Source organism: Parvularcula sp. IMCC14364 (genome assembly GCF_030758415.1).
In the GTDB taxonomy this organism is placed as follows: Bacteria; Pseudomonadota; Alphaproteobacteria; order Caulobacterales; family Parvularculaceae; genus Aquisalinus.
Map to the genome: position 1 here is coordinate 2,392,084 of NZ_CP132334.1, position 22,603 is coordinate 2,414,686.

Sequence of the window (22,603 nt, forward strand, 5' to 3'; positions counted from 1 at the left end):
AGCAATTTTGCTGAAAAGTGCACTCGGCCCCTTTAATCGATACTGCCATAATATGACGTACTGGTCCGCAGCGTATCCTGATCGCGGCAAACCCACGTACTCATGACCAGACCGAACCCTGCCATGATGGCAATCATCACATTGCCCCCGTGAGAGACAAGCGGCAGCGGCACGCCGACAACCGGGGCAAGCCCCATAACCATGCCGATATTCACCAACACATAGAGGATGAGGTTAAGACCAATCCCCATACTCATCAGACGGCCGAAATGAGATTTCGCCTTCATGGCGATGTTGGTCGCCATGATGAACAGCGCCAGATATAGCGCCAGCAGGCCGAAGGCACCGACAAGGCCAAACTCTTCCCCGAAGATCGTGAAGATGAAGTCCGTCTGCATCTCTGGCAGAAACTCAAGCTGGCTTTGCGTACCGCCCATGAAGCCTTTGCCCGAGACACCGCCTGATCCAATCGCAATCTTGGACTGCGCCAGATGGTAGCCTGAGCCGAGGGGATCACTCTCCGGGTCAAGAAAAGCGGTAATCCTGTTGATCTGATATGCCTTCAGAAGGTCGAAGCGGATGGCGCCGATGACTCCCACTACAGCCAGAATGGCGCCAAGCGTCGTCATGCGCCAGCTGAGACCTGCCAGCAGGATCACCGCAAGACCAATCGCGCCAATCAGAAGCGCTGTGCCCAGATCCGGTTGCAGGAATACAAGCCCGACAGGCGCGCCAATCATCATCAGCGGTACGAACAGGTAAAGCGGGTTGGAAACCTTCTTGAATTCGAGTCCGTGATAATAGCGGGCCAGCGCCATAATCAGCGCAATCTTCATATACTCGGATGGCTGTAACTGGAACCCGCCAAGGTCAATCCAGCGACGCGCGCCCATATTGATTTCCCCGATAAACGGCACAAGCACGAGCAAGGCCAGCATGGAGAAATAGGCCGGGTACGCCAGTGACAGCCAGACCCGCAACGGTGTCAGGCCGATACCGATCATCAGCACCAGCGCAAAAAGATAGCGCAGGGTATGCTGTCGCGCCCACGGGTCCCAGGCGCCCTCCGCCACAGAATAAAGCGTTGCGACACCAATCGCGGCAATAAGCGTCAGCAGAACAACAAGCCACCAGTTGAGAGAAGCAAGCCTTGCGCGCACCCCGTGCCGGCGGTCCATCATGATCAGTGTGCTCACGGCATACCTCCACTGACGGACTGCTGCGCAGCTCTTTGCAAGTCGGACAGCTTAACCGGTTTGTCGCGCGACGGATCATAGGCGCGTTGCATGGCCGGATCCTTTTGCAGCACAGCGCGCATGATATCACGAGCCTTCGGCCCGGCCGTACGCGAGCCGCCCATACCGTGCTCCACTACAACCGAGCAGGCATAGCGCGGATTTTCGTAAGGCGCATAGCTGACAAAAAGAGCATGATCGCGCATTTCGCGCGGCAGATCTTCGTTACGGATACGCTTGCCCGTTACCGGGTCGCGTTGCAGGCTGACGACCTGGCTGGTGCCGGTCTTGCCCGCCATACGCCATTCCGGATTTTCCAGTCGTGAGCGCGATGCCGTACCCCACTGATTGACCACGGCATCCATGCCATCACGAATAATCTGCATATGTTCATCATTGATCGTCAGGGACATACACGGCGGTGGCGGCACAACACCGCGCTCGTCCACCCTGACGATCCGCGGAGAGACATCCTTGCCGCTGGCAATACGTGCCGTCATCACCGCCAGTTGCAACGGTGTGGAAGCGACATAGCCCTGGCCTATGGCGGCGGATAATGTGTCACCGGGAAACCAGGTCTGCTGTTCCGGCGTGGAGCGGAAATATCGCTGCTTCCACTCCCGGCTGGGCACAATACCTTTTTGCTGGGTACCAAGACCAAGGTCATAGGTTTGGCCAAGGCCGAGGCGTTTTGAAACATCCGCAATCAGATCAATATCCAGCTGCTGGGCAAGATTCCAGTAATATGTGTCACATGAATGCTTGATCGATCCGCGCATATCCATGGTGCCATGCCCGCCCGGCTTCCAGCATTCAAAGAAGCGATTACCGAACCAGATCTTGCCGGAGCAGTTGACCCTGTATGAGGGCTTGATGCCCGCTTCCTGTGCTGCGATCGCGGTGACCAGCTTGAAAGTCGATCCCGGTGGATACACACCATTAAGTGTCTTGTTCAGAAGCGGGTTGTAGGGACTGTCATTCAACGCGCGCCAGCGTGATGAGGTGACCCCCACATTGAATTCATTCGGATCAAACGCAGGTACAGAGGCCATGACCAGGATGTCACCGGTTTCAATGTCCATGACCACGGCACTGGCGCTGACCGGCTCAGGCTCCTGACCATCTTCAGGCTCGATAATAGGCTCGGCCAGCACACGCATGGCCTCAATCTGCAATTCACTGTCAATCGTCAAGCCGAGCGGCTGCCCCTGCACGGGCCTGTCACCGTCATTAGGATATTCTTCAATGACGCGGCCATGGGCGTTGACCTGCACGGTCAGCGATCCTGCGCTGCCCCGCAGTTTCTCATCATGCTTGCGCTCGAGACCGGCACGACCAAGGCGGAAACCCGGCTGCCGATAGAGCAGTCTGGTCGCTTCGTTTTCTTCCTGTTGCAGATCATTTTCACTGGGTGCGCCAACATACCCGACCACAAATGCCATGGCTTCATTCCAGGGATAATTGCGCGTGTTCCCAACCTCAGACCGCAGCCCTGGGAAATTCGGCAACTCGAAATTGACTTTCGTAAATTCATCCCAGGTCAGATTGCTGGCCACCTCAATGGGCGTAAAGGCGCGCCCGCGCCGGGCCTCACGCACCGCTTTCTGCTTCTGGCTGTCAGAGATCGTGATGATCCGTCCCAGATGCTCCAGCGCATCTGAGATGCTGCCCGCTTCCTCCGGAATCAACAGCACGCGGAAATTTTGCCGGTTGGTTGCCAGCGGCACGCCAAAGCGATCATAGATTTCACCGCGCATGGGCACGATCACCCGCTGGTTGAAGCGATTATCGTCGGCAAGTCCGCGATATTGCTGATAGTCACGTACCTGAAGCTGATAGAGCCGCCCGCCCAGACCAGCGAACAGCAGCACAGACCCCGCGGTGAACAGGGTTGCGCGGCGCGAGAAAATCATGTGCCGCTGGGTATCAAAGGGTTCTACGCGCATACTATTGTTCTATTATAACCCGTTCGTGCAGGCTGGAAAAGGCTATCGCCATGACAGGGTAAAAAGCGAATGTCACCAGCACCTGCCAGATGACCGGCCAGACAGGCATCCATGAACTGGCAAAAATACTCATGGCCAGCCAGATAATGCTGCCAGCCATCAACGCCGCCACAAGGAATCCAAGCCAGACCACATGCTGCTCGCGCCCCAAAAAGTAACTGCGCTGGGTAATCATCGCATATTGTGTCAACAGATAGGCGATCGCCCACATACCCATGGGCCCACCCAGAAGAAGGTCCTGCAACAGACCAATCAGGAAAGTGGAAACGGACGGCATGTATTCTGCCGCATATAGCGACCAGAAAAAAATCACGATCAGCGGGAAGACAGGCGTCGGCACGGTTCCTTCAAACAGACGCAAGGGCAAAGACAAAAGCAAGACACCCACAAAGCCCAGCAGGGTTGGCGTCAAAGCGCGCAGGATACCTGCAAATCCCTGTTCGGGCTGGATCATTGGGGTGCTGCCCCGTCCGGCGCTGGTTCAGAAACATCGTCGTCGAGAACATTGCCGACTTCCTCGTCAACAAACTCGTAGTCGAGGACGCGCACGGCGTTAGTTCTGCTATATTTGGCAAACAATCTGACCGTGATCTCTTCATCGCCCATATTGCCGATACTGCCGACCGGAATCCCGCGCGGCAGCTTACCGCCCGTGCCGGACGTGACGATGCGCATACCCGCGCCAATCTCGTCCGCGTCTCGTGTTTCAAGAAACAGAAGAACAGGTTCGTCAGGGAAGCGCCCGGCAAGAATGGCCTCAATGCCAGCTTCCTCGACAAAGACCGGAATCCGGCTGGAGAAATCCGTCAGCATCAAGACGCGGGAGGCAGAGCGGCCAGAGGTCACGACATGGCCGACCATGCCTGCCGTATCAATCACCGCATCCCCCTGCTCGACATTCTGGTTGCGCCCGGCATTGATAATCAAGGCCCGCCGATAGGGCCCACCAGCTTCGCCAACCACACGGGCATCAATCGGCTCTGCCGGTGTTTCCATGCGCATCTCCAGCAGCTGCTCGTAATGGGCGACCTGCTGGCGCAAAGTGACGGCCTCATTCATCCAGACACGCAATTCTGCATTCTCTTCCCGGAGACGCTTGTTCTGCTCAAGATAATTGAAATAGTCCGTAATATCCCCAAACCGGTTATCCACCCACCTTATCGGGGCATTGAAGAGGCTGAGGACCGGTTCTGCGGCATCCAGCAATGTTTCCCGGGCTTTTTCAAAAACAGATGCCTGCGCACCGTACAAGGAGAAGGAAAACATCATGAAGGAAACGGCCAGCAGAAAAATGATGCTGAGCCGGCGGTTGCTTTTCCGCCCAAGCCCTTCGCGGCTTTGAGAACCGAGTTCCTGCATCATCAAACTCCGATACCCTGAAAGGTGCGCAACTTCTCAGCTACCTTGCTAGGCGGTGGACAGAACCGACCGCATGGTCTTGTCATTTTCAAGCGCAGCCCCTGTACCAATGGCCACACATGATAAGGGGTCGTCCGCGACTGATACCGGCAGGCCGGTTTCATCCCGCAAGACGCGGTCCAGATGCTTCAGCAAAGCGCCGCCACCTGTTAGCATGATCCCCGTATCAACGATATCTGCCGCCAATTCAGGCGGGGTTGCCTCCAGGGCGACTTTTACTGCTTCAACAATCTGTGTCACCGGTTCGCGCAGCGCTTCCACAATCTGATGTTCACTGATTTTTACTTCCTTGGGCACACCATGCATCAGATCGCGACCCTTGATATAGATCATTCTGGTCTGCTCGCTCTCATCAATCATCGCTGCACCAACTTCCTTCTTGATGCGCTCGGCTGATGCCTCGCCAATCAGGAGGTTATGTTCGCGGCGGATATAGCTGATGATTGCCTCATCCATCTTGTCGCCCCCAACCCGTACAGAGCGGGAATAGACGACACCGCCCAGCGCCAGTACCGCAACTTCTGTTGTGCCACCGCCAATATCAACAATCATGGAACCTGTCGCCTCGGTGACCGGAAGATTGGCCCCGATAGCCGCTGCCATTGGCTCTTCAATCAGGTCCACCCTGCGGGCACCAGCTGACATCGCGGCTTCCTGAATCGCGCGACGTTCAACCGCTGTGGCACCTGACGGCACACAGATGACGATGCGCGGGCTGGCAAAAGAGCGACGGTTATGCACCTTGCGGATGAAATGCTTGATCATCGCTTCGGCAACCTGAAAATCCGCGATCACACCATCGCGCATGGGCCGGATCGCCTCGATGTCTCCGGGTGTGCGGCCGAGCATTTCCTTGGCGTCGTTGCCTACGGCCCGAACAATCTTGCGCCCACCCTTGTTTTCGATAGCCACGACTGAAGGCTCGTTGAGAACGACGCCGCGTCCCTTCACATAAACGAGGGTATTGGCCGTGCCCAGATCAATCGCCATGTCGGCGGAGAGCATTCCAAAAAGGGTCGATAACATCTGACTTCCCGACTATCTGAGCATATTGGTCATAGCATATCCCAACACGCATATGAGTAAGTAGATTACAGTTGTTTGCCTTATACAGGGTTAATTATTTTCAACCACCGTCAGGCTGCGAGGCCAGATTTACTGCCCGGCGTCGCGGAGCCGAAGGCGCATGAAAAGCCACCGCACGAACAACAGGAAAACCAGCCAGCCAACAATGATAGCCGCCAGAATAAACAGATGTTCCGGGTCCCGGTTAGTGAAGAATTTGAGTATCTCATCGACCTGACCGCCAAGCGCGGCAATGAAAATGATTTTCGGGATAATACCAAGGCCTGTTCCAAGCCAGAATTTAAGGATGGAAATACGTGCAGCCCCGGCCATCGCGTTGACAACTATAAATGGAGCAGAGGGTATCCAGCGGATCATCATCGTGGACAGAATGCCGTGATGCTGGATCGTGCCGATCATGCGGGTTGCCCGCCCGGCAGAAAGACGGCTGACAAAGCGGCCGCCGAAGATATTACCCATCATGAATGTCAGCGTGCCGGAACACATTGTGGCAATCCAGGCATTGATCGCGCCATCGCGCGGGCCAAAGACAGCTACAGCGCCAGCAATCAGCAGCGTCTGCGGAAAGCCAGTCATCGCCAGCAGGCAGAAAACAGAAATCACGCCCAAAAGCGCGAATGGCGACTCCGAGATGCCGACCATCAATTCCTGTACGCGCCCCTGATCGAGCTGCAGAAGCTCGCCGCCAAAGACAAGCATAAGCAGGACAAACGCCAATAAAGCCACTGAAACAAGCAGCGACACCCACGCTCTGGCATCCATGTTATTTAGAAACCGGCCAATCAGCTGAAAAAGAGTTACCATCCGGTTGCGCCCTGCCCTGTGTACACGACAAGCATCCGACGCAGGATGCTGTCTTACCTGAAGGCGCGTCCTAGCAGAAAGTTATAGTGTAACGCAATGCAGGAGTTATCCTATGATAATTTTTTTGCGTTCCGGCGGCGTTGATCCGCCTCGCCTGCCCGCTCAATAGGTGAACAGAACCGAGGCTTTGAGCAGCGTATCCGTATCCTCGCGGCCAACCGGCGGATCAGTTTCGTAATCAACCTGGTAGGAAAGCTTGGAGGAAAGTGCATTTGTCAACTGCGTCACCAGCCCGACAGTAGTTGTCACGGTTGTGTTGGACTGCGTGTAGGTCGAGGCCAGATCATGGGTCAGGTCCACGCCCTCCCGGATGGTCATATCGAAGTCACTCGAAGCATAAAGTGCGAATTCTGACTCCTCTTCGTCAAAACCGGCCGGGACAGGTGGTGCCGGTGTTTCAATCGTGGAGAGCCGGTAGCCGGGGCCCCCTTCCACTTTCCAGACCTTGCCTTCCTGCTCAATCAGGAACCTGCCAAGTCCCGCCCCGAGAAACAGTCTGTTATCAAACCCTGAAAACTGATCTTCCTCGTACTGGGCCCGCCCGTAAGCGTATGTCCGGTCATCGAGGTCAAAATCGACCTGATAGGCAACGAGCCAGTTATTTTGCGTTTCCAGAGATTCTGACTCAGCAAAATTTGCTGCGGAGGTGATCGTGTTCAGGAACCGACCGACCTTGCGCTTGGCCACCAGCCCTAAGCCGAGATTTGTTGTTTCCGAATTACCTGTCGCGTTCGCTGCCGAGAACTCAACAGACCCTTCCCACTCACTGCCAGTTTCCTGTGCGCAGACCGCGGGAACCGCAGACAGCCAAACTATGGTTAGCGAAGTACCTAGAATGGTTTTCATCATTTTAATCCTGCCGAAAATTTTTTTTCTTAAAACATGATTCTAACGCGAGAGTTTCCCTTAATAGTTGTGGCGGCGGCCGAACATCACCTATAGTCGAGATCGTATTGTCCAATTTTGCCCAAAGACGACATGCCATGGACGGATCAACAACCGCTTTTTTTTCTGCCGGAGCAGAAAACTCAGGCATTGATACCCTGAATCCCGCGGCGGTGCTGGAAAGCCTGCCCTGCGAGGCACTGGTGGTTGATGCTAACAGCGGGGATGTGTTGTTCACGAATGCACAGGCACGAACCAATCTGGGATACACGGCTGCAGAAGCAGAACAGCTTTCCCTGCGGGCCATCAGCAATGATCTGTTTGAGGCACTCTCTGCCTGCAAAATCGCCCCTGATGCCGGACAGGCAGCAGCCATGCCAGAAATGGACGCGGACTATCACCGCAAGGATGGCTCTGTTTATAGCGCAGAGGTCCGTCTGCATATCGAATCTTCCGGGAACAAGACGCTGCTTGTCTGTTTCGCGTGCGAGAAAGTACGTCCCGGTGAACACACCGAACAGCTAAGACGGTACGCCCAGTTCAACCAGTCACTCCTCGATTCATCTGAAGCCGGGATCCTGAGCCTCACGCCCGTCCGGAATGAGCAAGGCGATGTCGTTGATTACAGATTTGTCGCCGCAAATGAAGCCAATGCCCTTTTAACCGGGCGCACACCTGAGCAGTTACTCGGCAAAACATTGCTGGAAGAATTTCCAGGCAATGAAGCCGAGGGGCTTTATGACATCTATCATCAAGTCGCGACGACGGGCCGGGCTGCGGAATTTGAAGTCCATTACAATCAGGACGACGTCAAGGACTGGTTCCGCATCAAGGCGGTGCAGACCGGTGAAGACGGCGTCACGATAAACTTCTCCCAAATCACACCCGCAAAGCGCTACGAGCTTGCCCTGAAGGAACTGCACCTTCTTTCTCTTGATACAGACCTTGATCTTGATATGTTCGCACAGGGCATTCTTGAGATTGGGCGGAAAATTTTTGATTGCCCGTTTGGCATCTATGCCCGCAATGACGGCGAAACCTATGAGCTTGTTGAGACAATCGGCAATCTGCCCGTAAGCTCAGGAGACACGCTACCGTTGAGCGAAACAGTTTGCGCCGCGGTGGTGAGAGAAAAGGCACCGGTGGCGCTGCATGATTTGAAATCAGTACACGAGAAGTTTTCACGTGCCGGGTTCGGTTGCTATATCGGCGCGCCCCTGATGACTGAGACGCGGGTCAACGGAACGCTCTGTTTTCTGGGGCCTGAAGCAAAAAACAGCCCCTTTTCTGACAGTGATCTGGATAATGCTAGCATGATGGCAGATATATTGTCTGCACGGATCAAACTCATCGAATCAAAAAATGCGCTGCGCAACAATCGGGACGAGTTGCAGATTCTGTTCAACAACATGCCCGCACGCATCTGGTACAAGGATGACAGAAATACGATCCTGCACGCTAACACATCTGCTGCAAAGTCAATGGGTTTTGAAGACCCGGAAGACCTGGAAAATGCTGATACCTACAAACTTTTCCCGGAAATGGCTGCAAAGTATCATGAAGATGATCTCGCCGTCATCAACAGCAACATGCCTCTGCGCAATATTGTGGAATCCTACACGCCCTTACATGGCGATCAGGGCTGGGTCAGCACCGATAAAATTCCGCTCGAGGTTCCCTCCGGCGAAAAGAGGCTGCTTGTTGTTGCCAGTGACATAACAACCCTGAAACAACGCGAAGAACAGTTGGAAAAACTCAACAAGAACCTGCAGGAATTTGCTTTTGTCGCTGCCCACGACCTGCAGGCACCATTGCGGCAAACCGCCATGTTCTCGCAATTACTACATGACGAAATCGCTGATTCAGCTGTATCCGAAGACGCGCTTGAGACTTTGAAAAATCTCGAAACGTCCGTACAGAACATGCGCTCCATGGTGAAAAACCTGTATCACCTGTTCAGTCTCGACACACAACAGATCAAACTTCTCCCTGTGGATATTGCCTCAGTTGTCAAAAGAGCCAGTGCATCACTGGAAGAGGTGCTGGACGATAGCCAGGCCGAAATTTTATTTGACGCATTACCAACTGTGCTGGGGGCAGAAGACCTGCTCGCACAGCTGTTCCAGAACCTGTTCGCCAATGCCGTGAAATATGCCGGCGCTGACCGCCCTGTGATCAAGATCAGTTCCCTGCAGAACCCTGTCAAACTTGTGCATGAAATCCGTATACAGGATAATGGCGTTGGTATTCCGCAAGAGTTTCATGAAAAGGTTTTCGAACCTTTCAAACGCCTGCATCACAAAGAAGAAGTTGAGGGTTCAGGCATTGGACTGGCGCTTTGTCGCAGGATTGCAAATCTGCACAAAGGCGCATTGCGCATAGACCCGAAATATCAGGACGGATGCTGTTTCGTTCTTGAAGTACCCTATTATTGAAGGACGCAGATATGCCCAGAAGAATTCTGCTCGTGGAAGATGACCCGATTGATTTGCGTTTTGTCCAGAAATACCTGGAAGCCGATGCGGACAATGATGACTTGATCATAGACACTGCCCGTAATGGGCAGGAAGCGCTCGACGTGTTGAAAGAGAACCATTCCCATTGCTTCATTATCCTTGATCTGAATATGCCCGGTATGGATGGTCGGCAGTTACTGACGGCGCTCAAGTCTGATGAAGAATTGAAGAAAATTCCTGCGATTGTCCTTTCAACATCTGACAGTCAGACAGATATTGAGGAGTGCTATGCCAGACATGCAAATGCCTATTTGGTCAAGCCTGACAGCCCGGGCGGTTACAAGCAAACAGTCCTGAGGCTGAAAGAATTCTGGCTGGATGAAGTCAGGCTGACGGGTTAGGCACCCGGTAAGTTCCTCACAGAATAACCGTCACCATCTGATCGGTACCAGATGTCGTGATCTGCACGTTTTCCGGCTTGAGGCCAAGAATGGCAGCCCCCAGGCGCAATGAAGAGTGTGATTCCTGCCCGATTGAGCCTGCCGGTGTGGCATCACTGAAAAAGATGGAAGCATCCGGCAAAATCTGTCTGTCAAAATAAAGCATCAGCTTGACGCCTTCGCCATGGCAGGCCGCGAAAAAGAGCAACTGGCTGTCGGCAGGACAGGCCCGCAACGCGCCCTCCACAAAATGTTGAAATCCGAGTCTGGCCAGCGTCTCATCGCCCGCCTGAGCGTACCAGGTATTATCGCATTCCATTGAAAAACGGATTTTCTTGTTACGCGCAATATCGCGCGCTCTGCTCTGCATACGCCGCAAAATAGTGTGGAGCGCAATTTCAGCAGTACCTGACAGATCACTGGTGAGGTAGGCACGGATGGCTTCGCTTGTCTCCAGTAATTCCTGAACAAAATCAGCGGTCCGGTTGTGGCCGTTGTCTTTCATGATCTCATGCAGAACTGACAGCCCGTCAGTCAGATAGTTCAGTGAAACTGCCGGTGCTTTACCCGGTTCTGGTGTCTCAGTTCCCTTTGCGGCAGCAGTTTCAACAGGCTGAGGTGTCGCCTGATGGCGTGCACTGATATTGTAGAAAATCTGCTTTAGCACAGCCGGCGAAATGTCTTCCTTGTCAATAACTGCATCAGCGCCAACGCGCGTCGCATGCAATCGCAATTCACCGGCATTTCCCCCGGTAATAAAGACAATAGGTGCATCTGTATATTGCCGCACTCTGGCAATATCATCTTCAATGGACACAGATTCAGGTCGCAGGACATCCAGCAGGATGCAGTCTGCAGGCCGCGCCGCCAGCGTCTCGGAGAGGTCTTCAAGAGACTTGCTGACGGTTACATCAAGGGTGTCGTTGGTTTTTGCGGCACGCTTCAGCACACTCGCGTCAAGTTCGTCATCTTCAATATAATGAATATGCATGGCACACCCTTGTCCTGAAAATTGTGGACAGAGAATAAGATCTTATGGTTAAAGCAAGAATAATCAAAATGGCAGACTGTTAAATTCTTCTAGCCGGCAACAAGTCTCAGACTGTTTCAAGTGATGGTTCAACTTCCACCACATTTTCGATAATAACTTCTTCGTAACTGACCTTGAGCCCTTCGATCAGGCCGGCAATGCCGTGACGATGTTCGGGGTCCATCTCGACACATGCCCGGATAAGCCGCATCATGGCGTCGTCCTGCATACCGCACAGCAGCGCGAGCACGGTCGGGTCATCGTTGATTTCATTTACAAGTGACTGAATGACGTCAGGCTTCATATTGCTTATCCCTGTCCTAAACTCCCCACCATATCATCCGTGACGTGTCTTTATTTTCAATTAAAGTCGGCCGGATTCCTGCTCTTGACCGGGTTTTGCGCACCTGATTGTGACTGTGCATGCGGCCTGTTTGCGATTAGGTTCCCATGCAGATACACCTGTCCCATAAGGAAGCATTCGAACATGTCCCTGAAATCCATAATTGCCGCCGTCAGCAGCCTGTTCCTTGTCGCCCTGTCATCACAGGCGCGTGCAGCAGACGCCACCGCCATGGTCTACTGGGCGGAGTGGTGTTCTGCCTGCAAAATTCTCGACCCTGTGCTGGAAGAAGCGGTGAACACGTATGACAATGGAGAAATTGATATTGTCCGTCTGGACTACACCAACATGACTTATGAAAGCCTGCTGGTGGAAGCACAGAAAGCCGAAGCGCTGGGGGTTGCCGACAAGGTCGCGCTGAATGATGTCAAAACCGGCTATGCGGTGATTGTGGTCGATGGTGAATTCCGGGGGCGGGTCGGCGCAGGCATGTCCGTCGCCCTGATGCACCAGGCTTTTGATGCGGCCCTGCAACTTGATTGAACAAGACCTGCCGGACCGGCCTGATTATCTGATTGAATCAGACGCACTTTTTGCAGCGTTGGGCAAACCTGATCTGAAAATCATTGATGCCTCCTGGCACCTTGACCCGGACAGGGTTGCCAAAACGGAATACGAGGCGCAGCATATTCCGGGCGCTGTATTTTTTGATATAGACGGCATCGCAGACCAGCAAAGTCCCCTGCCTCATATGCTGCCTTCGCCGGACTATTTTGATGCAGCAGCGCGTGACCTGGGTCTTTCAGGCACCGACCGGGTGGTTGTCTATGACAGTACCGGGATCTTTTCTGCTCCGCGCGTGTGGTGGACACTTCGCATCATGGGTGTACAGAATGTGCAGATACTCAATGGCGGCCTACCGGCCTGGATTGACCATGGATATCCGCTTGAAAGCGGGCCGGTACATATTGAGCCAGGAGATTTTTCAACTTTCTTCGAGGCAGGCAAGGTCATTGGACTGACAGAGTTGAAAAAAATCGTTGCCGATGAATCTGCCATGATCCTCGATGCGCGCCCTGCTGATAGGTTTGCTGGCCGCGCGCCAGAACCACGGCCTGGCCTGAAAAGCGGACATATAAGCGGTTCACACAACCTGCCCGCAAGCTGTCTGATCGAAAACGGCCACATGAAAACTGTGGAGGAAATTCGCAGCCATCTGAGCCAAGCTGGTATCACGGCGAACACAGATGTTATTGTCAGCTGTGGGTCAGGGATCACGGCTGCCATTCTGGCGCTGGGCCTTGCCCTTGCCGGGCATGAGAGAACCTGCCTTTATGACGGGTCCTGGGCCGAATGGGGCCAGTTGCCCGATGCATTCATCTGCCGATAAGAGGCAAGCCAGTGCGGTTCAAAAACAGATTGGCGAGTGACAGGGCAAACACAGTTACCGCTGTCATAAACAGACCAATGCTCTCCTCACCCCCGGCAGAAGCTGGCGTGTGGATGCCGAGCCATGGTGTCAGGTGAAAGAAGATCGCTCCCGCGACGAGCGCTGTGCCAAGCACTGCACCATAACTGCGCGTGCGCGGTAAAATCAGCATCAGCCCCGCAGTCACTTCCAAAAGGCCAGTCAGAACGCGTACACCCGGCTCAAAAAGGCTGATGCCGGAGCGCTCTGCGATACGCTCAAAAATGAAATTCTCAGCCCCGAATTTCTGCACCCCGAAAAAAATCAGTGCCGCAGCCAGCAATACTGCGAGAATATGTCTCACCATAATTTCGTTCCCTTGAATACATATCAACCGGAGACGCAAATTTTGGTGATTATACCAATCACATCAGTTCACACAAATGTGGGCAGGCAGCGCCTGCAAAGCGTCTCATCAGCGTGCTGTCATGCCGCCATCTGCCATGAATTCAGCGCCAGTAATGAACTTCGCTTCATCAGACGCCAGATAAATCGCCATATAGCCGATATCCGATGGCTCCCCGATGCGCTTCATGGGAATTTGACGGGCCAGCTTGGCCTCGCCCTCTTCCTGTGATCCCGTTCTCAATGTCATCGGCTCGATAATCGCCGTTCGCGTGAAGACCGGGTGAATGGAGTTACAGGTAATCTGGTATCCGGCCTTGGCGCAGTGAAGGCCAATGGATTTGGAAATCATCCGCACACCGGCTTTCGCAACATTGTAGGAAAGGAAATTTCCGTCAGCGCGCACGCCCGCAATAGAGGAAATATTGATGATCGAGCCCGGCTGGTTATCCTTCAGGTATGGCATCGCCAGTTGTGTGCCGACGAAAATCGCATCGAGATCAATGTCCATGACCTTGCGATACATTTCCCATGTTTCAGTTTCGATATTTGCCCAGGCCCCGCCAATACCGGCGTTATTGACCAGCACGGATATTCCCCCCATCGCATCGGCTGCACCGGCAAGGGAGGTTTCCCAGTCTTCTTTCGAGGTCACGTCATGGGTAAAGGCGAAAGCCTTGCCCGGATGCGCCTGGTTGATCTCTTCTGCTGTCTTGCGGACTTCGTCTGCCTGCACATCCGTGATGGCGACCGCTGCGCCCTCGGCTGCAAACATTTCAGCAAAACAGCGCCCCAAACCTTGGGCGCCGCCCGTGATAAAAGCCTTTTTTCCGTCCAGACGTCCCATGACTGCCCCTTTTTCTGTAAGGGGCGATCAAGCCCCGTCGCGGATTTGCTGTTTTGCCACGGGCATCAGCTCATCCATCTTGCTTCTGATTTCCTTATCTGAAACAGGTTTCGGAGCCTGATCAAGGTCGGCGCGCAGTTTGCGGAAAACATCTTCATCACCCGCCTCTTCAAGATCAGCAATGACGACTGATTTGGCATATTCGGCGGCTTCATCGCCGGATTTGCCCAGAAGTTCCGCTGCCCAGAGCCCAACCAGTTTGTTGCGCCTTGCATCGACCTTGAATTGAAGCTCAGCGCTGTGGGCAAATTCTTTCTCAAAGCGGTCCTGACGATCATCAAACGAGTTCATGGTATCTCCTTCCGGGGGTAAAGTTTCTTTCTTACATATGGTGTTCACCTGCGCCATACAAAGCAGAAATCCGCGCCGGGTGTACAAAAAGACTCCCTTTGCAGAGCCTGCCGGACATGCTAGCGAAGCTTTCCGGCAAGCAGGCCGATTCCCTTTATCTCAAGGAACACCGCATGGCGCGTCGCAAGCAGATTTACGAAGGCAAGGCCAAGATTCTCTATGAAGGGCCTGAGCCCGGTACCGTCATCCAGTATTTCAAGGACGATGCCACAGCCTTCAACAACCAGAAACATGCTGTGCTTGAAGGCAAGGGCGTGCTCAACAACCGCATTTCCGAGTTTGTCATGCTCGGTCTGGAGCGGATTTGCATCCCGACGCATTTCATCAAACGCCTGAACATGCGCGAGCAGCTGATTTATCATGTGGAGATTATTCCGCTCGAAGTCGTGATCCGCAACGTCGCGGCTGGCTCAATCTGCAAAAGGCTCGGCTTCAAGGAAGGCGAGCCTTTCGCCCGGCCTGTGGTTGAGTTCTACTACAAAAAAGACGAACTGGGCGATCCGCTTGTCTCCGAAGACCAGATCAATGCATTTGGCTGGGCCAATCCGCAGGAAATAGACGACATGATGGCCTATACCCTGCGCATCAATGACTATCTGTGCGGCATGTTTGCAGGTGTTGGTATTCAGCTCATTGACTTCAAGGTCGAGTTTGGTCGCCAGTATGATGGTGATCTCATGCGGATCATTCTGGCAGACGAGATTTCACCGGATAGCTGCCGCCTGTGGGATATTGAAACCGGAGAGATTCTGGACAAGGACCGCTTCCGCAAGGATCTTGGCGGCTTGACCGATGCGTATACAGAAGTTGCCAAACGCTTGGGCATATTGCGCAAAAATGAAGAAATATCCGATACCGAAGAAATATCCGATACCAAAGGCCCTGTGCTGGTCAGCAACAATGACGACAAGAAGGACTGAGCGATGAAAGCGCGTGTTCATATAACCCTGCGGCCCTCGATACTTGATCCGCAAGGGAACGCTATTGAAGGGGCCCTCGCCGGTCTCGGGTTCGAGGGTGTTTCAGGAGTTCGGCAGGGCAAGGTGATTGAACTGGAACTAACCGACACAGATGAGACAAGCGCCCGCAGCAAGGTCGAAGATATGTGCAAGAAGCTGCTCGCCAACCCGGTCATGGAAAATTACGAGATTGAGCTGGTTGGGTAAGCCATGAAATCCTGCGTCATTGTTTTTCCTGCTTCAAACTGCGACCGGGATGCCGCTGTCGCGCTTGACCAGGCGACCGGTCAGAAGCCAGATATGGTCTGGCATGGTGAAACCAGTCTGCCGGACACAGATTTTATTCTGCTGCCCGGTGGCTTCTCCTATGGTGATTATCTGCGTTCCGGCGCCATGGCCGGGCGTTCCCCCATCATGCAGGACGTGGTGAAAAAAGCAGAAGCTGGCGTGCCTGTTCTGGGCATCTGCAATGGCTTTCAGGTCCTCACGGAAACCGGCCTGTTGCCCGGTGCCCTGATGCGCAATGCGGGGCTTGAGTTTGTCTGCGGAATGCAGACCTTGCAGGTGAGCAACAGCGACAGTCAGTTCACGAAAGGTTTGGCGGAAAAGCCCTATGTAGATTTTCCGGTTGCCCATCATGATGGTAATTACACAGCTGATGAGGAAACGCTAAACCGCCTTGAGGGCGACAACCGCGTTGCCTTTCGGTATGTGACGAACCCCAATGGCAGCAGCCGGAACATCGCCGGCATCCTCAACGAAAAAGGCAATGTTCTCGGCCTGATGCCGCACCCGGAGCGCGTGATTTCACCCCTGCTGGGCGGTGAAGACGGCACAGCTTTTTTCAATTCCGCAATTCAAGCATTTGGATGATCTGTGATGACCACAATCACCCCTGACGTAATCAACGACCATGGCCTCACGCCGGAAGAATATGACCGTATCAAAGGGCATATGGGCCGGGAGCCTAATTTGCTGGAACTTGGCATTTTCTCTGTGATGTGGTCGGAACACTGCTCCTACAAGTCATCTCGCCGGCATCTGGCAAAGCTGCCGACGAAAGCAGAACATGTGATCTGTGGGCCCGGTGAAAATGCCGGGGTGATCGACATTGGCGATGGGCCGGACGGCGTGAAACTCGCTGCCATTTTCAAAATGGAAAGCCACAACCACCCGTCGTTTATCGAACCTTATCAGGGCGCAGCGACTGGCGTGGGTGGCATCATGCGCGATGTCTTCACGATGGGCGCGCGCCCAGTGGCCAACATGAATGCGTTGCGTTTTGGTGCCATCGACCACCCGAAGACGCGGCACCTGCTGTCTGGTGTAGTGGCCGGGATTGGCGGTTATGGCAACTGCATGGGCGTGCCAACAGTTGGTGGAGAGACGAATTTCGATGCCGGTTATAATGGCAACATCCTCGTCAACGCCATGTGTGTGGGACTGGCCGAACAGCACAGGATTTTCTATTCTGCTGCACGCGGTGCCGGGAACCCGGTTGTCTATGTCGGGGCCAAGACGGGCCGTGACGGCATTCACGGCGCGACCATGGCCTCTGCCGAGTTTGACGATGCATCGGAAGAAAAGCGCCCGACCGTTCAGGTTGGTGATCCGTTTACCGAGAAACTGCTGCTGGAAGCATGCCTTGAGCTGATGGCAGAAGATGCCATCATCGCCATTCAGGATATGGGTGCCGCCGGGCTCACTTCTTCTTCTGTGGAAATGGCCGCGAAAGGCGGCGGCGGTTTTGACATGGACCTCGACAAAGTACCCCAACGCGAAACTGGCATGACGGCGTATGAAATGATGCTGTCAGAAAGTCAGGAACGCATGCTGATGGTCATCAAGCCAGAGGCAGAAGCAAAAGCCCGGGCAATATTCGAGAAATGGGATCTCGACTTTGCCGTGATCGGCGAGACAACTGACACGGGTCGATTGGTGATCCGGCATCTGGGCGACATCCAGGCAGACATGCCTGTGCCGCCCCTGGCCGATGATGCCCCGAATTATGATCGTCCTTATACTAAGGCAGAGAAACCGACACCGCTGGCGGATCCGCGTGTTACCATACGCGAAGCACTGATCACGCTCAGTGCCGACAAGCCCGTTGAGGAAATGGGCGCGCTGGCCGAAGCCCTGATCGAGGAAAAGCTGAGCGAGATTACCGCTGTCGAAGCCGCCGGCTGGTCAGCGGCTCCCGGCAAGGCAGAGCTTTACGTCCGGCTGCACCCGGAAGCTGATGCAGCGGCGGTCGCAGGCCTGACGCAGGCGGCCGATAATCTGGCCGAGACGGGGATGATAGTCGGCGCTGCATCTGAGCTCAATGCGCAAGAGGTTTCACTGGCGGACCAGCCCGGTGGCGACACTCTGCTCATGGCATTGGCCAATCTTCTGGGTACACCGGACCTTTGCGCCCGGTCGTGGATATGGTCGCAATATGACCACACCGTCATGGGCGACACTGTCGTGCCGCCGGGCGGTAATGCCGCCGTGGTGCGCGTGCATGACACAACTAAAGCGTTGGTAATCTCTACCGATGTCACGCCGCGCTATTGCAAGGCTGACCCACATGAAGGTGGCAAACAGGCAGTTGCCGAAACCTGGCGCAACCTTTGCGCGGCAGGTGCCAAGCCCCTGGCCATCACCAACTGCCTGAATTTCGGCAACCCTGAGCGCCCGGAAATCATGGCCCAGTTTGTCGGTTGCATCGAAGGCATGGCAGAAGCCTGTGAAGCCCTCGCTTATCCAGTGATCTCCGGCAATGTCTCGCTCTATAACGAAACCAACGGTCAGGCGATCCCGCCGACACCCGCCATCGGCGGCGTCGGACTGATTGAACATGTTCAGCACACAGCCCGCAATGATACGGCCACAGCCGGTGACACATTGTTGGCGCTGGGCATCACGCGTGGCTGGCTTGGCCAGTCAGTCTATATGCGTGATCTGTTCGATTCCATTGAGGGAGCACCGCCACCGGTTGACCTGAAAGCAGAACGTGAGACCGGTGAGTTCATCCGCAGGATCATTCAGGATGGCTTGCCCACGGCCGTGACAGATGTGGCCGATGGTGGACTGCTGGTTGCAGCGGCTGAAATGGCCATGGGCGCCGGCCTTGGCCTGATGCTGACAACGCCGGTAAAGGAGCGCCGGGCCGCTTACTGGTTTGGCGAAGATCAGGGACGCTACCTTGTCGCTGTCTCTACTGATGCGGCCGACAGCCTGATCCTGAAAGCTTCCATGGCCGGTATTCAGGCCACCAAACTGGGAATGTTCGGTGGTGAAGATATTATTCTGGACGAGGAAGATATGATCGGCCTGATTGATCTTGTCGATATTCATCAGGGTACACTGCCCGCGCTCATGACCCCGCAGAAGGAGACAGCCACCATGCCCATGGCACAAGAAGACATCAAATCCATGATCCTTGAAGCCCTGCCCGATGCTGAGGTCGAGATTGAAGACCTTGCCGGAGACGGCGATCATTATAAAGCACGGATCATCTCTGCGGCGTTCAACGGCAAGTCCCGCGTGGCGCAGCACCAACTGGTGTACAAGGCCCTGAAAGGCAAGATGGGCGGCGAGTTACACGCCCTCGCACTTGAGACCGTGGCAAAAGAATAACGATCAGGGATACAGCCAGGATCGCTGCCAACCTTCCGGTGACGACGTGAAGAGCAGCCGGTCATGCAGGCGGAAAGGACGGTTGACCCAGAACTCTATTGTCTGGGGGCGCACAACCCAGCCGATCCAGTTTTCAGGACGTGGCACGGGCCTGTCCTCATAGATTTCCTCATAATCGGTGACGCGCTGGCGGAGAATTTCCCGGTCTTCCAGAGGGCGCGACTGAAAAGAGGCCCAGGCGCCGATCTGTGAGCCCCGCGCGCGCTCCGCAAAGTAGTTATCGCATTCGCTGTTGCTGAGCGCTTCAACCTGGCCACGCACACGCACCTGCCGCCGGATGGATTTCCAGTGGAGACACAATGCTGCCTGCGGGTTGGCGCTCAACTCTTCCCCTTTCGCGCTTTCGCTGTTGGAATAAAATGAAAAGCCGCTCCTGCTCACATCCTTGAGCAGCACCACGCGCACATCCGGCAGGCCGCCCGCATCTGCTGTGGCCAGAGACATGGCGTTCGGGTCGTTCACTTCGTGCTTTCGCGCGAGTTGAAACCAGTTGATGAACAGATCAACAGGATCATCCGACGTGAACACCTCACCCTGGTCTTCTGCGACGTTGAAAGCCTCTTTGCCAGCCTTGTATTCTTTGGCTGTAGGCGTTTTGGGGATCAGACCTTCATCTGCCATTGGAAATGCCTCCGGAACATGTCTAGTAGTATGAGCAAGTGATTGATATGACACAAACTTATGTCTGATAATACGTTTGGCAAGATGTTTCGCGTGACAACCTGGGGGGAATCCCACGGGCCGGCGATCGGCTGTGTGGTGGATGGCTGCCCGCCGGGACTCACCCTGACGCCGGAAATGATCCAGCAACGGCTGGATGAACGCCGCCCCGGCACCTCAAAATTCGTGACACAACGTCGCGAGCCGGATGCCGTCAAAATCCTGTCCGGCGTCTTTGAAGATGATCGCAGCGATGGGCCGCGCACCACTGGCACACCGATCTGCCTGATGATCGAGAATGTGGACCAGCGCTCGAAAGACTACTCGGATATTCGCGACAAATATCGCCCGGGCCATGCGGATTACACCTACGAAGCAAAATACGGCCTGCGCGATTATCGCGGCGGCGGACGCTCCTCCGCCCGTGAGACCGCTTCGCGCGTGGCCGCCGGGGCTGTCGCCGCACAGGTGCTGACCACGCTTTATGGCGGGGCGGTGAAAATTCACGCCGGCATGGTGCAGATGGGCCCGCATGGTATAGACCGTGAACGGATTGACTGGAACAGCGTCAACGATAACCCTCTCTGGTGCCCGGACCCCGTGGCAGCAAAACAGTGGGAAGGTATTCTCGACAAGGCCCGCAAGGATGGCTCCTCCCTCGGCGCAATAATTGAAGTGGTCGCGCAGGGCGTACCCGCCGGGCTTGGGGCGCCGGTCTATGGCAAAGTCGATACCGACCTTGCGGCCGCGCTGATGTCCATCAATGCCGTCAAGGGAGTGGAGATCGGTGCCGGCATGGCAACCGCTGCACTGACCGGTGAGGGCAACGCCGATGAAATGCGCGCCGGGCATGACGGACCACGCTTCCTGTCCAACAATGCCGGCGGCGTGCTGGGCGGCATCAGTACAGGACAGGACATCGTGGCGCGATTTGCGGTGAAGCCGACTTCTTCCATTTTGACACCGCGCAAGACTGTCACCAAATCAGGCGAAGAGACAGAAATTGTCACAAAAGGCAGGCATGACCCTTGTGTCGGTATTCGCGCCGTGCCGGTGGCTGTCGCCATGACAGCCTGTGTGCTGGCCGATCATGCCCTGCGTCACCGGGCACAATGTGGATGATACGCCTTTGGCGTAATGCAGGGAACGTACTTCTGGCATAGGGAACTAACGCGCCTCTGGCGCGATCTGACCGAATGTGAACTGGAATAAAGAGGAGAATTGAGATGCAGGAAAATACAGGCGATGCGGCCAATATGAGCTCTGAAAATGTACAGGTGCTGATGAATACACTGGCGGAGAAAGCGGCTGAATGGGGTATGAGTGCGGTCAGTGCGCTCATTATCCTGATTATTGGCCTGTTTGTGGCCGGGCGTATAAAGAGCGCCATCAGGAAAGTCATGACACGCACCGGCAAGCTCGATGCGATGCTGATCGGGTTTATTTCCAGTCTGGTTTACTATGCCGCTCTTGCGCTCGTACTGGTTATGGTGCTGGGCAGCTTCGGTGTGCAGACAACCAGCCTTGCCGCCGTCATTGGTGCGGCGGGCCTTGCCATCGGCCTCGCCCTGCAGGGTACGCTGGGCCATGTTGCGTCTGGCGTGATGCTGCTCGCGTTCCGGCCATTCAAAATCGGTGATTATGTGGAAGCCGGAGGAGAAGCCGGGACGATCAAGGACATCACAATCTTCACGACTGAAATGGCAACCGTAGACAACAAGAAGATCATTATCCCGAACGGTAAAATCTGGGATGATACGATCACCAACTATTCAGCGAATACCGACCGTCGCCTCGATATGGTCTTTGGCATTTCGTATGATGATGACATCGGCAAGGCGCGTGACATCATCCTGCAGATCATCAAGGATGACGAGCGCGTGCAGGACACGCCTGCCCCGCTCGTTGAGGTCAACAGCCTTGGTGACTTCTCGGTCGATTTCACCGTGCGCATGTGGCTGAAAGGCTCTGACTATTTCGCGGTGAAATGGGACATGAACCGGAAAATCAAGGAAGCATTTGACGCGCAGGGCGTGAATATCCCCTTCCCGACGACGATCGAGATCCAGAAACAGGGCTGACGAACTGTCTCTGCTGAGCAGGCGTGCCTTGTTTTCACCCATTGCAGGCCTGCCGCAGAATGCCTAATATAGTTATATGGTAGATGATAATTCCTTTCACGATAATGGCCCGGCAACCCGTGGGACGGGTAGCTTCGGTGCTAGGTTGCGCACTGTTTCCGTGCTGCTTGTGGCAAGTTTTCTGGTCGGTGCCGTCCTGACCCTGGCAGGCATTTCCCCGATTGAACTTTGGGAAAGCCTCGCCAGAGGCATTTACGAACTGGCAGAGCGTTTCCTCGACACCGGCTGGAGCACTGTGCGCACGGCGCTGATTTATATTGCTGTCGGCGCGGTCATTGTTGTGCCCGTCTGGGCTGTGGTAAAATTATTCAGCCTACGGAAATAAAT

At 54.8% G+C, this 22,603-nt stretch carries 24 protein-coding genes; 11 read left to right on the forward strand and 13 right to left on the reverse strand.

Annotated features, from left to right (window positions below; genetic code table 11):
* Window positions 1-32 precede the first annotated feature (32 nt).
* The 7 genes from rodA to RAL90_RS11135 form a co-directional block, all read right to left on the reverse strand.
* On the reverse strand, window positions 33-1,196 hold the full coding sequence (rodA, locus tag RAL90_RS11105; RefSeq protein WP_306250587.1) for a rod shape-determining protein RodA: 1,164 nt from the start codon (window positions 1,194-1,196) through the stop codon (window positions 33-35).
* The gene (gene mrdA, locus RAL90_RS11110) at window positions 1,193-3,181 is read right to left on the reverse strand and encodes a penicillin-binding protein 2 (RefSeq protein ID WP_306250589.1); all 1,989 of its coding nucleotides are present in this window, start codon (window positions 3,179-3,181) and stop codon (window positions 1,193-1,195) included. The genes rodA and mrdA overlap by 4 nt, the downstream gene beginning before the upstream one ends.
* A gap of 1 nt (window position 3,182) precedes the next feature.
* The gene (gene mreD / locus RAL90_RS11115; protein ID WP_306250591.1) at window positions 3,183-3,695 is read right to left on the reverse strand and encodes a rod shape-determining protein MreD; all 513 of its coding nucleotides are present in this window, start codon (window positions 3,693-3,695) and stop codon (window positions 3,183-3,185) included.
* Complete coding sequence (gene mreC / locus RAL90_RS11120; RefSeq protein WP_306250593.1) at window positions 3,692-4,603, reverse strand: rod shape-determining protein MreC; 912 nt, start codon at window positions 4,601-4,603, stop codon at window positions 3,692-3,694. Before mreC ends, mreD begins: the two co-directional genes overlap by 4 nt.
* A gap of 45 nt (window positions 4,604-4,648) precedes the next feature.
* Entirely contained in the window at window positions 4,649-5,686 is a 1,038-nt protein-coding gene (locus RAL90_RS11125; RefSeq protein WP_306250595.1) for a rod shape-determining protein, read from the reverse strand.
* Between the two features lie 129 nt (window positions 5,687-5,815).
* The gene (locus tag RAL90_RS11130) at window positions 5,816-6,550 is read right to left on the reverse strand and encodes a TVP38/TMEM64 family protein (protein WP_306250597.1); all 735 of its coding nucleotides are present in this window, start codon (window positions 6,548-6,550) and stop codon (window positions 5,816-5,818) included.
* 162 nt (window positions 6,551-6,712) lie between these two features.
* Window positions 6,713-7,459, reverse strand: a complete 747-nt coding sequence (locus RAL90_RS11135; protein ID WP_306250599.1) for a YdiY family protein — start codon at window positions 7,457-7,459, stop codon at window positions 6,713-6,715.
* 134 nt (window positions 7,460-7,593) lie between these two features.
* On the opposite strand from RAL90_RS11135, the gene RAL90_RS11140 reads away from it, so the two are divergent.
* Window positions 7,594-9,930: an ATP-binding protein gene (locus tag RAL90_RS11140; RefSeq protein WP_306250601.1), complete on the forward strand. Its 2,337-nt coding sequence runs from the start codon at window positions 7,594-7,596 to the stop codon at window positions 9,928-9,930.
* An 11-nt stretch (window positions 9,931-9,941) separates the two neighbouring features.
* On the forward strand, window positions 9,942-10,352 hold the full coding sequence (locus RAL90_RS11145; RefSeq protein ID WP_306250602.1) for a response regulator: 411 nt from the start codon (window positions 9,942-9,944) through the stop codon (window positions 10,350-10,352).
* Between the two features lie 16 nt (window positions 10,353-10,368).
* On the opposite strand, the gene RAL90_RS11150 is transcribed toward RAL90_RS11145, so the two are convergent.
* Together RAL90_RS11150 and RAL90_RS11155 are read right to left on the reverse strand one after the other, a co-directional pair.
* Window positions 10,369-11,382 carry a response regulator gene (locus tag RAL90_RS11150; protein ID WP_306250604.1) on the reverse strand — a complete coding sequence of 338 codons (1,014 nt, stop codon included), beginning with the start codon at window positions 11,380-11,382 and terminating at the stop codon, window positions 10,369-10,371.
* Between the two features lie 106 nt (window positions 11,383-11,488).
* A complete protein-coding gene (locus RAL90_RS11155; RefSeq protein WP_306250606.1) occupies window positions 11,489-11,725 on the reverse strand; it encodes a hypothetical protein in 237 nt (78 codons plus the stop codon).
* 183 nt (window positions 11,726-11,908) lie between these two features.
* On the opposite strand from RAL90_RS11155, the gene RAL90_RS11160 reads away from it, so the two are divergent.
* Window positions 11,909-12,307 carry a thioredoxin domain-containing protein gene (locus RAL90_RS11160; RefSeq protein ID WP_306250608.1) on the forward strand — a complete coding sequence of 133 codons (399 nt, stop codon included), beginning with the start codon at window positions 11,909-11,911 and terminating at the stop codon, window positions 12,305-12,307.
* Entirely contained in the window at window positions 12,285-13,154 is an 870-nt protein-coding gene (sseA, locus tag RAL90_RS11165; protein ID WP_306250611.1) for a 3-mercaptopyruvate sulfurtransferase, read from the forward strand. The genes RAL90_RS11160 and sseA overlap by 23 nt, the downstream gene beginning before the upstream one ends.
* Here sseA and RAL90_RS11170 read toward each other — a convergent pair.
* From RAL90_RS11170 to RAL90_RS11180, 3 genes are all read right to left on the reverse strand, one after another.
* Entirely contained in the window at window positions 13,141-13,539 is a 399-nt protein-coding gene (locus tag RAL90_RS11170) for a DoxX family protein (protein ID WP_306250613.1), read from the reverse strand. The genes sseA and RAL90_RS11170 overlap by 14 nt on opposite strands.
* Window positions 13,540-13,647: 108 nt before the next feature.
* On the reverse strand, window positions 13,648-14,424 hold the full coding sequence (locus RAL90_RS11175; protein ID WP_306250615.1) for an SDR family oxidoreductase: 777 nt from the start codon (window positions 14,422-14,424) through the stop codon (window positions 13,648-13,650).
* A gap of 27 nt (window positions 14,425-14,451) precedes the next feature.
* Complete coding sequence (locus RAL90_RS11180) at window positions 14,452-14,775, reverse strand: DUF1476 domain-containing protein (RefSeq protein ID WP_306250617.1); 324 nt, start codon at window positions 14,773-14,775, stop codon at window positions 14,452-14,454.
* Window positions 14,776-14,948: 173 nt separating this feature from the next.
* Between RAL90_RS11180 and purC the strand changes: the two genes are divergently transcribed.
* From purC to purL, 4 genes are read left to right on the forward strand one after another with little or no spacing between them, the layout of a single operon-like run.
* Window positions 14,949-15,755 carry a phosphoribosylaminoimidazolesuccinocarboxamide synthase gene (gene purC, locus RAL90_RS11185; protein ID WP_372340472.1) on the forward strand — a complete coding sequence of 269 codons (807 nt, stop codon included), beginning with the start codon at window positions 14,949-14,951 and terminating at the stop codon, window positions 15,753-15,755.
* 3 nt (window positions 15,756-15,758) lie between these two features.
* Complete coding sequence (gene purS, locus RAL90_RS11190; RefSeq protein ID WP_306250620.1) at window positions 15,759-16,001, forward strand: phosphoribosylformylglycinamidine synthase subunit PurS; 243 nt, start codon at window positions 15,759-15,761, stop codon at window positions 15,999-16,001.
* A gap of 3 nt (window positions 16,002-16,004) precedes the next feature.
* A complete protein-coding gene (purQ, locus tag RAL90_RS11195) occupies window positions 16,005-16,667 on the forward strand; it encodes a phosphoribosylformylglycinamidine synthase subunit PurQ (RefSeq protein ID WP_306250622.1) in 663 nt (220 codons plus the stop codon).
* Between the two features lie 6 nt (window positions 16,668-16,673).
* Window positions 16,674-19,415, forward strand: coding sequence for a phosphoribosylformylglycinamidine synthase subunit PurL (gene purL / locus RAL90_RS11200; RefSeq protein ID WP_306250623.1), 2,742 nt, complete (start codon window positions 16,674-16,676; stop codon window positions 19,413-19,415).
* A 3-nt stretch (window positions 19,416-19,418) separates the two neighbouring features.
* Here purL and pdxH read toward each other — a convergent pair whose 3' ends face one another.
* Window positions 19,419-20,096 carry a pyridoxamine 5'-phosphate oxidase gene (gene pdxH / locus RAL90_RS11205; RefSeq protein ID WP_306250625.1) on the reverse strand — a complete coding sequence of 226 codons (678 nt, stop codon included), beginning with the start codon at window positions 20,094-20,096 and terminating at the stop codon, window positions 19,419-19,421.
* A gap of 60 nt (window positions 20,097-20,156) precedes the next feature.
* On the opposite strand from pdxH, the gene aroC reads away from it, so the two are divergent.
* The 3 genes from aroC (at window position 20,157) to RAL90_RS11220 (ending at window position 22,601) form a co-directional block, all read left to right on the forward strand.
* Window positions 20,157-21,257 (forward strand): chorismate synthase, encoded by a 1,101-nt coding sequence (gene aroC, locus RAL90_RS11210; RefSeq protein ID WP_306250626.1) that lies wholly within the window; start codon window positions 20,157-20,159, stop codon window positions 21,255-21,257.
* Between the two features lie 104 nt (window positions 21,258-21,361).
* Window positions 21,362-22,216, forward strand: a complete 855-nt coding sequence (locus RAL90_RS11215) for a mechanosensitive ion channel family protein (RefSeq protein WP_306250628.1) — start codon at window positions 21,362-21,364, stop codon at window positions 22,214-22,216.
* A gap of 76 nt (window positions 22,217-22,292) precedes the next feature.
* Window positions 22,293-22,601, forward strand: a complete 309-nt coding sequence (locus RAL90_RS11220) for a DUF6460 domain-containing protein (protein ID WP_306250629.1) — start codon at window positions 22,293-22,295, stop codon at window positions 22,599-22,601.
* Window positions 22,602-22,603 lie beyond the last annotated feature (2 nt).

Coding starts and splice junctions, on each gene's coding strand:
- mrdA (WP_306250589.1), bottom strand. CDS start 3,181: ATGCGCGTAGAACCCTTTGATACCCAGCGGCACATGATTTTCTCGCGC.
- mreD (WP_306250591.1), bottom strand. CDS start 3,695: ATGATCCAGCCCGAACAGGGATTTGCAGGTATCCTGCGCGCTTTGACG.
- mreC (WP_306250593.1), bottom strand. CDS start 4,603: ATGATGCAGGAACTCGGTTCTCAAAGCCGCGAAGGGCTTGGGCGGAAA.
- RAL90_RS11125 (WP_306250595.1), bottom strand. CDS start 5,686: ATGTTATCGACCCTTTTTGGAATGCTCTCCGCCGACATGGCGATTGAT.
- RAL90_RS11130 (WP_306250597.1), bottom strand. CDS start 6,550: ATGGTAACTCTTTTTCAGCTGATTGGCCGGTTTCTAAATAACATGGAT.
- RAL90_RS11135 (WP_306250599.1), bottom strand. CDS start 7,459: ATGATGAAAACCATTCTAGGTACTTCGCTAACCATAGTTTGGCTGTCT.
- RAL90_RS11140 (WP_306250601.1), top strand. CDS start 7,594: ATGGACGGATCAACAACCGCTTTTTTTTCTGCCGGAGCAGAAAACTCA.
- RAL90_RS11145 (WP_306250602.1), top strand. CDS start 9,942: ATGCCCAGAAGAATTCTGCTCGTGGAAGATGACCCGATTGATTTGCGT.
- RAL90_RS11150 (WP_306250604.1), bottom strand. CDS start 11,382: ATGCATATTCATTATATTGAAGATGACGAACTTGACGCGAGTGTGCTG.
- RAL90_RS11155 (WP_306250606.1), bottom strand. CDS start 11,725: ATGAAGCCTGACGTCATTCAGTCACTTGTAAATGAAATCAACGATGAC.
- RAL90_RS11160 (WP_306250608.1), top strand. CDS start 11,909: ATGTCCCTGAAATCCATAATTGCCGCCGTCAGCAGCCTGTTCCTTGTC.
- sseA (WP_306250611.1), top strand. CDS start 12,285: ATGCGGCCCTGCAACTTGATTGAACAAGACCTGCCGGACCGGCCTGAT.
- RAL90_RS11170 (WP_306250613.1), bottom strand. CDS start 13,539: ATGGTGAGACATATTCTCGCAGTATTGCTGGCTGCGGCACTGATTTTT.
- RAL90_RS11175 (WP_306250615.1), bottom strand. CDS start 14,424: ATGGGACGTCTGGACGGAAAAAAGGCTTTTATCACGGGCGGCGCCCAA.
- RAL90_RS11180 (WP_306250617.1), bottom strand. CDS start 14,775: ATGAACTCGTTTGATGATCGTCAGGACCGCTTTGAGAAAGAATTTGCC.
- purC (WP_372340472.1), top strand. CDS start 14,949: ATGGCGCGTCGCAAGCAGATTTACGAAGGCAAGGCCAAGATTCTCTAT.
- purS (WP_306250620.1), top strand. CDS start 15,759: ATGAAAGCGCGTGTTCATATAACCCTGCGGCCCTCGATACTTGATCCG.
- purQ (WP_306250622.1), top strand. CDS start 16,005: ATGAAATCCTGCGTCATTGTTTTTCCTGCTTCAAACTGCGACCGGGAT.
- purL (WP_306250623.1), top strand. CDS start 16,674: ATGACCACAATCACCCCTGACGTAATCAACGACCATGGCCTCACGCCG.
- pdxH (WP_306250625.1), bottom strand. CDS start 20,096: ATGGCAGATGAAGGTCTGATCCCCAAAACGCCTACAGCCAAAGAATAC.
- aroC (WP_306250626.1), top strand. CDS start 20,157: ATGTCTGATAATACGTTTGGCAAGATGTTTCGCGTGACAACCTGGGGG.
- RAL90_RS11215 (WP_306250628.1), top strand. CDS start 21,362: ATGCAGGAAAATACAGGCGATGCGGCCAATATGAGCTCTGAAAATGTA.
- RAL90_RS11220 (WP_306250629.1), top strand. CDS start 22,293: ATGGTAGATGATAATTCCTTTCACGATAATGGCCCGGCAACCCGTGGG.